The 9898-nt window shown below is 60.2% G+C and carries 9 protein-coding genes; 3 read left to right on the top strand and 6 right to left on the bottom strand.

What is annotated here, in order from left to right:
* A partial coding sequence (locus ABW043_RS04425) for a biliverdin-producing heme oxygenase (RefSeq protein ID WP_353920021.1) occupies window positions 1-482 on the top strand: 482 nt, incomplete at its 5' end.
* Between the two features lie 38 nt (window positions 483-520).
* Here ABW043_RS04425 and ABW043_RS04420 read toward each other — a convergent pair.
* The 5 genes from ABW043_RS04420 to ABW043_RS04400 form a co-directional block, all read right to left on the bottom strand.
* Window positions 521-1021 (bottom strand): DUF2306 domain-containing protein, encoded by a 501-nt coding sequence (locus ABW043_RS04420; RefSeq protein ID WP_353920020.1) that lies wholly within the window; start codon window positions 1019-1021, stop codon window positions 521-523.
* A gap of 48 nt (window positions 1022-1069) precedes the next feature.
* Window positions 1070-1732 carry a TMEM175 family protein gene (locus tag ABW043_RS04415; protein ID WP_353920019.1) on the bottom strand — a complete coding sequence of 221 codons (663 nt, stop codon included), beginning with the start codon at window positions 1730-1732 and terminating at the stop codon, window positions 1070-1072.
* Window positions 1733-1864: 132 nt separating this feature from the next.
* Window positions 1865-3880, bottom strand: coding sequence for a hybrid sensor histidine kinase/response regulator (locus tag ABW043_RS04410; protein ID WP_502908592.1), 2016 nt, complete (start codon window positions 3878-3880; stop codon window positions 1865-1867).
* Between the two features lie 325 nt (window positions 3881-4205).
* Entirely contained in the window at window positions 4206-4568 is a 363-nt protein-coding gene (locus ABW043_RS04405; RefSeq protein ID WP_353920018.1) for a response regulator, read from the bottom strand.
* A gap of 111 nt (window positions 4569-4679) precedes the next feature.
* Window positions 4680-6491, bottom strand: a complete 1812-nt coding sequence (locus tag ABW043_RS04400; RefSeq protein WP_353920017.1) for a sensor histidine kinase — start codon at window positions 6489-6491, stop codon at window positions 4680-4682.
* 48 nt (window positions 6492-6539) lie between these two features.
* On the opposite strand from ABW043_RS04400, the gene ABW043_RS04395 reads away from it, so the two are divergent.
* Window positions 6540-7547 (top strand): aldo/keto reductase, encoded by a 1008-nt coding sequence (locus ABW043_RS04395; protein WP_353920016.1) that lies wholly within the window; start codon window positions 6540-6542, stop codon window positions 7545-7547.
* A 38-nt stretch (window positions 7548-7585) separates the two neighbouring features.
* On the opposite strand, the gene ABW043_RS04390 is transcribed toward ABW043_RS04395, so the two are convergent.
* Window positions 7586-8491 (bottom strand): LysR substrate-binding domain-containing protein, encoded by a 906-nt coding sequence (locus ABW043_RS04390; RefSeq protein ID WP_353920015.1) that lies wholly within the window; start codon window positions 8489-8491, stop codon window positions 7586-7588.
* A gap of 197 nt (window positions 8492-8688) precedes the next feature.
* Between ABW043_RS04390 and ABW043_RS04385 the strand changes: the two genes are divergently transcribed.
* Window positions 8689-9861, top strand: coding sequence for an MFS transporter (locus ABW043_RS04385; RefSeq protein ID WP_353920024.1), 1173 nt, complete (start codon window positions 8689-8691; stop codon window positions 9859-9861).
* Window positions 9862-9898 lie beyond the last annotated feature (37 nt).

Below are 9898 nucleotides of genomic sequence, written 5' to 3'. Positions count from 1 at the left end.
CCAATCGGCAAAGCTATGGGCGTTTCGCCCTTGTTCAGTACCAGTTCCATACCGATGTTAGCCCGTGCTTCCAGCGTGCAGACTTGGGAAGGATGCTGCCCGACCTCGCCGCCCGCGACCGCCTCTCGCTGGTTGCGCAGGACCTCGCCGATCTTGGTATTGCCATTCCTGAGACAGTAGCGTCCCCGGCTATCACCGATTTGCCGACAGCATTGGGCTGGCTCTACACCGCAGAGGGCTCGAACTTGGGCGCCGCGATCCTTCTCAAGGAAGCAAAGAAGCTTGGCCTGGGTGAGACTTTTGGCGCCCGTCACCTTGCAGGGCATCCCGATGGGCGTGGTCTGCACTGGCGTGAGTTCACAGCGGCAATGAATGCGGCCCCCCTGAGCACCGACGAAAACGACCGGGTCGCGGAAGGTGCGGTCGCTGCTTTCGCCCACGTTCGAAGCCTGGTGGACCTTTATCTCTTCAGTGAACGTTGACCGGGCCGGCGTCGCTCTTTCGGTTCTGATGCGCACACCTAGCCAAATAGCCAGCCGCCGAGGATGCGTGACGGCAGCAGGGTGAAAAAGCCTGCCGTCAGCAAGGCGCCCGCCGTGAGGCCGCGGGCAAAGCCGCGATGCGTCCTGATGTCGCCGCGCCTGGCCGCCCATACCATCGTGGGGACACAGATGATGGTGAAAGCCGAAAGGCCGTGGATCAGACTGAAATTGCCATGATTAAGCTCGCGGATATCGAAGGATATCAAAGCGGTTCCAAACAAGAGCAGAGCCCAGATCCTGCCGATGACCCTGTGCACGAGATCGCCTTTTCGCCGCAGCAACTGAACCGGAGCCATGGCCAAGGCGAGCACAACGGTCGCCAGATGTGCCCAGACAACGGGGCTGAGCTGACCCCAGTGCTCAAAGCCGCGAAGCAGGGCAACGAGAACTGCAAGGATGAGAAGGGCTCCGGCCAGAGCGAGGACCTTGTCGGCTATGTCTGCGCTTGCGCCTTGGCCGAGGTGAGAGGTATTCGTCATTGGCTGCTTCCGGCGTAAGTGGAGCGTCAAAATAGAATTGATGGACTGCTAGCTTTGCGGCTGGCGGCCAAAGCGCCCGGCCAGGATGTTCGCGGGAATGAGAAGCAACCACGACAACTGCGCCAGCCGGGGATCAAACAGCGCAATGGGGATGGACAGGCAAAAGACCAGCGCCGGGGTGAGGATGGACAGCATCGCCTTTATCATGGCGTCGTGCTGCGTCTCTGCCAATCCCGCCCTCATGGCGTAGAAGGTCATTGCTCCAGATGTCAGCGAGATTGTCGCCACCGTTCCTGCATAAAGGATCGTGGCGAGCCGCTCTCCGCTCTGAGCAAGGACATCCGTTGCGAACGGCATGAACCCTATCTCGCAGAGGAACAACATGTTGAGCCAGACCAGGGCCTGCGAGTGGCGCGTGATATGCGTGAACTTTGACCTATGGCCCAGCCAGAAGACGCCGATAACCAGGAAGCTCAGCAGATAGGCCCGATATTGCGGGGAGAGGTCGAGCAGTGCTTGCCACAGCGTCGCGTCGGTCCATGGTACAGCGCTGTCCGGTAGCCGGATTTCAAAGGCCATCAGCGTGATAGTGATGGCGATAACGCCGTCGCTGAATGTTATCAGGCGATCGTTTTCGTTGCTCTTCACGCGGGGCTCCTTCTGGACAATGCGGCCATTGTCGAAGAAGTCATTAGGGCCCAACTCGCTCATGGGCATCCTCATTTATGGTGATCGCGAGGGGTTCCGCCCAAGATCAGTGTTAAGGCGATCAGAAACCCTCGCGCGGCTCATTCTGCCAAAGCACCCGTCGGCTCCTCCGTTTTGATAGGCGTGACCTTCCTGTCACTCCGGCTCAGCGATGAGCGCTTTCACCCGTCGTGCAAAGGCGTCCATCTGGAAAGGTTTGGTCATGACGTGCATGCCGGCATCTAGGTGCCCGTGGTTTAGCACCGCATTTTCCGCATATCCGGTGATGAACAGGACTTCGAGGTTCGGCCGCGCCTGCCGAGCGGCGTCTGCCAATTGACGCCCATTCATTCCGCCGGGTAGGCCGACGTCGGTGATCAGCAGGCTTATTTTTCTCTGCATGGAAAGCAGCTTCAGAGCCGAGGCGGCGTCGCCGGCTTCGACAACCTCATAACCCAATTCCTCGAGCTGCTCCGCGGCGAGCATGCGGATCAGCGGCTCGTCGTCCACGAGCAGGATGGTCTCGTTGCCATCGGCGCGCGGTGTCTCCTCGACAACTTCCGGGTGCTCGGCGTCGGCTTCTGCCTCGTCCATATGACGGGGCAGGTAGATGCAGATCATCGTCCCCTTGTTGAGCTCGGAGTAGATCCGGGCCGCGCCACCAGACTGGCCGGCAAAGCCATAGACCATGGATAGGCCCAGGCCCGTTCCCTGGCCGATCGGCTTGGTGGTGAAGAACGGATCGAACGCGCGGGCGATGATATCCGGAGCCATTCCCGTGCCGGTGTCGGAGACACAGAGGGACACATACTGTCCTGGCTCCAGCCCACGCATCCGCGCGGCCTTCTCGTCCATCCAGCGGTTCGATGTTTCAATGGTCAGGCGTCCGCCATCTGGCATGGCGTCGCGGGCATTAATGCAAAGGTTCAGTAGCGCGTTCTCGAGTTGTCCCACATCGACAAAGCTCGTCCAGAGCCCCGCAGCACCCACCGTCTCGACCTTTATCCCGGGGCCAACACTCCTCCCGATCAGATCGAGCATACCGTCCACGAGGCGGTTGATGTTGACCGGTTTGGGATCGAGAGTCTGACGGCGGGAAAAAGCGAGGAGACGCTGGGTGAGCCCCGCAGCTCGCCGCGTGGCTCCAACGGCACCAGCGATATAGCGATCGAGGTCTGCGAGGCGTCCTTGTGTCAGACGCGTCGACATGGCCTCAAGACTGCCGCTGATCCCGGCCAGAATATTGTTGAAGTCATGGGCCAACCCGCCGGTGAGCTGGCCTACCGCCTCCATCTTCTGGCTGTGGCGAAGCGCTTCCTCCGCCGCCATCAGCTCCGCGGTGCGATCCTGAACCTGGCTTTCCAGCGTGGCGTTAAGTTGCGCCAAGGCGATCTCCGCTTCGCGCCGGGCGGTGATATCCTGGAACAGCACCGCCACCAGCTTGCGCTCGGGAGGCTCGATGCGAATGGCAGCCAATTCCAGAAAGCGGCCCGTGGCCACGAGCTCCTGCTGGAACCGGATGGGTATGCCGGTGCGCAGCACGCCCCCATAACGTTCCACCCAGGCGTCAGCTTCCTCGCCAACCATCTCACGCAGCTTCTGCCCCACCACATTGGGAATGCCGGCGTGCCGTTCATAGGCGGCATTGGCTTGAATATGGATGTAGTCGCTGTCGGGGCCATGCGGCCCGTCGAAGAAGCGAATTATACAGAAGCCTTCATCGATGGCATCGAACAGCCCTTTGTAGAGATCCTCGCTTTCGCGCTGCGCCCGCTCGGCGAGCGTGCGCGCCGTAACGTCGGCACCTTCAACGAAGATGCCGGTGACGGCGCCATCCGGTCCGCGCAATGGCTGATAGACGAAGTCGAGATAATGCTCCCGAGGCGGCGATGACGGCGTCTGTTGCGCAAAAAATGGTGCGCCTTGGGCGGTATAGGGCTCGCCGGTGCGGTAGACCTGATCGAGAATCCTCACAAACCCTTGCGAGGCCGCGTCAGGCAATGCTTCGGCCACAGTGCGACCCACCACGTCACGGCCACCGATCAACCTGAGATAGCTGGGGTTGGCCGCCTCATATCGATGCTCGGGGCCGCGCAGAAGCGCCATGAAGGTCGGCGCTTGCTCAAACATCATGGTCAGGATTGGGGCTATTTCCCCGCCACTATTGTCCAAGTCTGCCCCCAGAGTTGCTCGGCCCGCGGCTGCTCGCGCGGGGTATCAGCAGCCAAAAACGCCCGACCTCGACCAGAGTTCCGAAAATATGCCGTCGGTGAAAGGAATTTGGCTGTCAGGGTTTATGCATGCCGGTGGGCGTCATTGCATGCGGGCATGGCTGGGCGATTGCCTCGCGATGAGAACACCCAAACAGAGCGCCTTCTTTCGGAAAAGAACCTAGAAACGCCCAACGCACCCAAAACGACTCGTCCAATTGCGGACGTTGTTGGCAGAAGGTGACGTGTCTTAACTGGCTGACGCCTGTACTTCGAGGCGGCGTTCCCTAGGACATCATCTCGGTTGCGGCCTGCGCCACTTCCGAAGCCCTGTAGGGTTTTGGAAAGAACCGACTTTCGCTCGGCAGGTCTTCCTCGCTGACGGTTCTATGGCCGGAGGTGACGATGATTTTTATCGGCGGCCACCGTTCCCGGACGGCCCGCGCCAGTTTCAAACCATCCATGCTTCCGGGCATGTCGATATCAGTGAAGATCACTCGGAGTTCCGGATTCTCTGAGAGGATGACAACGGCTTCGTCGGCATTGCTCGCCTCAAGAACCACGAAGCCAAGTTCTGCCAGCCTGTCGACGATATCCATCCTGACCAGAAATTCGTCTTCGACGACGAGGATTGAAATTGGCGGAGACATCGGACGTCCATGGTTTGGCCAGCGGTACTCCGCCGTCACTCTCAATGCACCAAATCAAATTTGGATGCGTGCCCGCCAAAACATATCTGACAATGTCAACCGAGGCGAAAGCTAGCTCAATCTCAACTTGGCTTCGAAAACGGCGCCGCCGTCGTTGCGGAAAACATGTTCTCCTTCCAGCTGAGACACGACACCCTTGATCAGTCGCATACCCATGCTGCCTGTCCGCCCGCCTTCCGGTAGGCCGACGCCATTGTCTCGAACGATGAGCGTCGCCATTCCATCTGCTGCTGGAGAGAGGGAGATGGAAATATGTCCCTTCACGCCCGCGCCAAACGCATACTTCAAGCAATTGGTGACAAGTTCACTCAAGAGCAGGGCGAGCGGCGTAGCCTCGTCCCGGCCGATCTGAACCGAGGCCAACTCGTAGCTGACCTCCGCGTCGGAGCCATAGGCGACCACCACCTCATCGACGATCGCAGGGATCAGATCCTTGGCATCAACGCTGACGTAGCGGTCGTGCTTGTAAATATGCTCGTGCATCGCAGCCATTGCCGAAAAGCGGGATCGAAGGTCGCGTTTCGCGGCATCCGGAATGTCTTGCATCCCCACCAGGGCCTGAATGGACTGCATGTTGTTTTTGATACGATGGTGGATTTCCTGAAAGAGCATGGTCATGTCTGCAGCCTGACGAGAGTCCCGCCGTAGCAGGACAACGATCCACCAGCATCCTAGGGCCAGACCGACGACGATCGGCGATACGATGATAAGAACGGTCAGAACGGCCGCTCGAAATGAATTCCAAACCGCTGTTGATGCGACGGAGGCCAGCGCGACAATCGACGTTCCCTCGACCTGGCTGTAACTCACGACCCGCGCGATACCATCGACGGGCGAACTGGCCGAAGTGTATGTTCCTTGCGCACTTGCCGGCAGGTACTCTGTAAAGAGGGGCATGGCGGACAGGTCGACAGCACCATCAGGGGCCGGAAAGCGCGCCATCAGCTGCCCATCGTCGCGAACCAGACCAATTGTGGAGCCGGCATCGAGATCGAGCGTGCCCGCGAGGTCAGCGAGTAGCTGATCAGAATACGAAACCATGATTGCACCGGCGAAGGCGCCATTCCGCTCGACGCGTTTGCTGAAGACGAAGATGTGGTCACCGGTCAGGCGGCTGACAATCATCGGAGAAGTATAGAAATCGGCACCATCACGCAGTGACGTAAAGTACTCCCGGTCTGCCACGGAGATCGCGCTTGCGCCGGGCACAGTCGCATAGATCGTGTTGGCCTCGGGATCGATGACATAGACCTCAACCACCGAAGGCAACCCGTCCAGCACCGCTTGAATGGACTCGCTGTTGCCCAGCATCTGCGGCCCCAGGGCCGTATCCACGCGTCGCAATGTCTGGTTGGCGACTTCGCTTATCCAATAGGCGTTGGTTGCGACGACCTGGGCGGCCGCTCGCGAGCGATCCTCCAGACTTTGCTGTGTCTGACGAACGCCAGCGGCGATGAAATAGGCAAAGATCGAAACGAAGAGGGCGAGAAAAACCAGCATCAAGCCGATCGCGGCATGAATTGCCGACACTGATGCCCAGCGCTCACCTAGAAACCGGCGCAGTTCTGCCTCCCAAGAGCGTCGCTTTGGCCCGCAACAACCGAGCTCAACCCCAGCACAACAAATCACGTACCGGTCTTCGGTGCCAGACTTTCCCAAAGTTCGTATCACCCGCGCTGCTCGGTCGACGAGAAGCATCCGGTAACGACGCACTTGGATGCCATGCGGCGAGAACGGCAGTGCATCGCGACCAACCGCTGTCGGCGGAGAAGGTGGTTGGGTGAAATGAATTCTCAGGTCTTCAGAACAGCAGCTATCTACCGGACCGGCATCCAGGAGGACATCTTCTGCCCCACGGAACACGGCGTGCATCCATCGCAGCGCCGGCGAACATAGTGTTGGAGAATGACTATGGCACTGAAGGATATCATCAAGGGTTCGGTGGGCTTCGGCTCGGCGCCGCTGGGAAATATGTTTCGGGAAATTCCCGAGGCCGAAGCCCGCGAAACCGTGGAAGCGGCATGGGATAGCGGCATTCGGTACTTCGACACCGCCCCATTCTACGGCGCAGGACTTGCCGAGTTGCGGTTGGGACAGGTGCTCAGCGACAAGCCGCGGTCGGACTATGTGATCAGCACCAAGGTCGGACGGCTCATTCTAGACGAGGTCGAAGACGTCAGCACGCGCGATCTCGGCGAGAAGGGCGAGGTCTTCAAGTTTGGCAGACCCAACAAAATCGTCAATGATTACTCGGCTGACGCAACGCTGCGCTCCATCGAGGACAGCCTCAAAAGGCTTGGGATCGACAGGATCGACATCGCCTTTGTGCATGACGTGGCTCAGGATTTCTACGGCGACGAGTGGCTTTCCGTCTTCGAAACCGCGCGCAAGGGAGCGTTTCGGGCCCTTGATCGCCTGCGCGATGAAGGTGTCATTGGTGCCTGGGGACTAGGCGTGAACCGTGTCGAGCCGATCGAACTGATACTTGGCCTTGATGAACCTCGGCCTGACGGATTCTTGCTTGCCGGTCGGTATTCGCTGCTCGATCATGATAAAGCGCTGGAGCGCGTCATGCCGGCCGTCGCGGCCGAGGGATTGGGTATCATCGTAGGCGGACCATACAGCTCGGGCGCCTTGGTTGGTGGACCGAACTTTGAATATGCGCCCATAACGCCGGCGATCCGGGACAAGGTGGCGTGGATCAAGGCCAGTGCCGAACAGCATGGAGTATCCATGAAAGCCGCCGGGTTGCAGTTTGCCTTGGCGCATCCGGCGGTGGTCGCGGTCATTCCCGGCGCCAGCAAGCCGGCGCGAATTGCCGAGGATCACGCGGCGTTGGGGGAAGCCATCCCATCCGCCTTCTGGCGCGATCTGCGCGAAGCTGGTCTCGTCAACGCCGAAGCGCCGCTGCCGTTCTAAGCATGAGTTAGGGTCTGGCGTCCGATCGATGCCGGACCCTATTTGCCCTGTAGAAAGGCCTGCAGTCTTGGAACAAAAAAGTCGAGGAAGACGCGGGTGCGGGCCGGCATATGCGTCGCGCCCTTGAAGACGGCATGGATTTCATCGTCTTCGGAGAGCGCTGAATCGGCCAGCACCTCGATGAGCTCGCCGCGTGCAATGTGGTCGCGGAGGTGATAATCGGCGACGCGGATGAGGCCGACGTCGAAGAGGGCCATGCGGCGCAAGGTATCGGCATTGTTGGCGATCAGCGTGCCGCTGACCATGCGCTCCACGATGCGACCGCTCTCGCGCATGGGCCATACCGGGTTGGAGCGCCGGAAATTGAAGCCGAGGCAATTGTGGTCGAGCAGTTCGGCTGGTGTCGTCGGTGTGCCGCCCTGTGCCAGATAGACGGGCGATCCAACGATGCGGCGCCGGGTGGTGCCGATTTTCCGGGCCATGAGATTGGAATCGGGAAGCGCGCCGACGCGAAAGGCGAGATCGGCTCGTTCGAGATAGAGATCGACCACGTCGTCGGAAAGGGTGAGGTCCACGATCACCTTGGGATAGGCCTGCCAGAAAGCTGGCAGAAGCGGTTCGATGCCGGCGCTGCCGAAGGACACCGAGGAGTTGACCCGCACGACGCCTTCAGGTTCGGCGCCGCCCTGGGCCAATTGCTGCTCGGCATCCTCGATCTGCCCCAGCAATTCGACGCTGCGGTCGTAATAGAACTGGCCTTCATTGGTGAGGGTGAGCTGGCGGGTGGAGCGCTCTACAAGACGAACGCCCAGCCGCGCCTCGATGCGCGCCACCAGTTTCGAAACGGTGGATGGCGTCATGTGCAGCAGGCGCGCCGCTTCGCTGAAACTGCCGGATTCGACCACGCGCACGAAGACCGACATTTCGCCCGCCCGATTGTCCATGCGTCACCCAGCTTTGCTGTTTCACCAAACTATAGCGCCGGGCTGGCCGTGAATTCAATTCCAAGATGATGAGAACCTCGTCTGGCTAATCAACTGGGCGCGTGCGGGGCAAGGTTGGGTCAACGAAAGACTGAACCCAACGAACGGAGACCATCATGCTTCACGTCGCTCCCCACCAGATCGAAATTGCCTCCGCAATGCCGGTGGAATCCCAGAATGTCAGCTCTGCCAGGAAAACCCTGAGCCTCCTGGCCCTGGCGCTTGGCACCTTTGCCATTGGCACTTCGGAATTTGCCAGCATGGGCATCATCCAGCTGTTCTCGGCTTCGCTGGGTGTTTCGGTTACAGAGGCGACTGGCGCCGTGACGGCGTATGCCTTCGGCGTCATCGTCGGGGCACCAGTGATCACGCTTGCTGCCGCCCGGGTAAACCGCCGGACATTGCTTCTGGCGCTGATGGCACTGTTCGTCGTCGGCAATATCCTGTCCGCACTGGCGAGCGGCCTGGGCTACTTCTCCATCGCCCGTTTCATCAGCGGTTTGCCGCAGGGCGCCTATTTTGGTGCCGGTGCGATGATTGCTTCGCACATTCTGGGGGCCAGCAATGCCGGCAAGGCCTTCGCCGTGGTCATGGCAGGGCTCACCGTCTCGACAATCTTCGGCTCCCCGATCGCCACTTTCCTAGGCCAGACCTTTGGCTGGCGCGAAACCTATCTTGCAATCTCCGCCATCGGTCTCGCGGCCCTTGCCGCCATCTTTGCCATGGTGCCACGCAGCAAGGCGTTGGATGGTGTTTCTGTTCTGCAGGAATTGAGTGCGCTGCGTAGAGGGGCTGTCTGGGCTGTGCTCGCCTCTGCGGCGATCGGCGTCGGTAGCATCTTTGCAGTCTACGCTTTCATTGGCCCCTTCGTGACCGATCTGGCCCAGCTCGACCCCTCGCTGATTGCCGTCGCCCTGGCACTCTTCGGCATCGGCATGACAGTTGGCAACTCCATTGGCGGCCGCATCGCCGACAAGGATCCAGTCCGCGGCGTGGTGATCGGCTTCGGTAGCGCTCTTGGCGTGCTCGCTGTCCTGGCTCTCGGTGCAGCATCGCCCGTGATCTTGTTCCCCGGGCTCTTCGGCGTCGGCGCCACCATGATGATTGCCATTCCGTCCATTCAGGTTCGGATGACGCGTTTTGCCCCGGAAGCCCCGAGCCTAGTTGGCGCAATGACGCTGGCGGCCCTCAACCTCGCCAATGCCGTTGGTGCTGAAGGCGGCGCCGCAGCCATCGAACTGGGTTTCGGCCTTTCCTCCGCAATCTGGGCCGGATTTGCCCTCACGGCGATCGGGCTGGCAATGTTCCTGATCTCCACCATGCGCCGCTAACGCGTGACGAACAGACTACATTTGTCGCGTAGAAGTC

Origin of the sequence: Devosia sp. (assembly GCF_040509215.1) — a bacterium.
In the GTDB taxonomy this organism is placed as follows: domain Bacteria; phylum Pseudomonadota; class Alphaproteobacteria; order Rhizobiales; family Devosiaceae; genus Devosia.
Note: the sequence above shows the minus strand (reverse complement) of the source record. Positions and strands in the feature narration are given on the sequence as shown.

Bases quoted from the DNA above. Each gene is read 5' to 3' on its own strand.
- ABW043_RS04420 (WP_353920020.1), bottom strand. From the start codon at position 1,021: ATGACGAATACCTCTCACCTCGGCCAAGGCGCAAGCGCAGACATAGCC.
- ABW043_RS04415 (WP_353920019.1), bottom strand. From the start codon at position 1,732: ATGAGCGAGTTGGGCCCTAATGACTTCTTCGACAATGGCCGCATTGTC.
- ABW043_RS04405 (WP_353920018.1), bottom strand. From the start codon at position 4,568: ATGTCTCCGCCAATTTCAATCCTCGTCGTCGAAGACGAATTTCTGGTC.
- ABW043_RS04395 (WP_353920016.1), top strand. From the start codon at position 6,540: ATGGCACTGAAGGATATCATCAAGGGTTCGGTGGGCTTCGGCTCGGCG.
- ABW043_RS04390 (WP_353920015.1), bottom strand. From the start codon at position 8,491: ATGGACAATCGGGCGGGCGAAATGTCGGTCTTCGTGCGCGTGGTCGAA.
- ABW043_RS04385 (WP_353920024.1), top strand. From the start codon at position 8,689: ATGCCGGTGGAATCCCAGAATGTCAGCTCTGCCAGGAAAACCCTGAGC.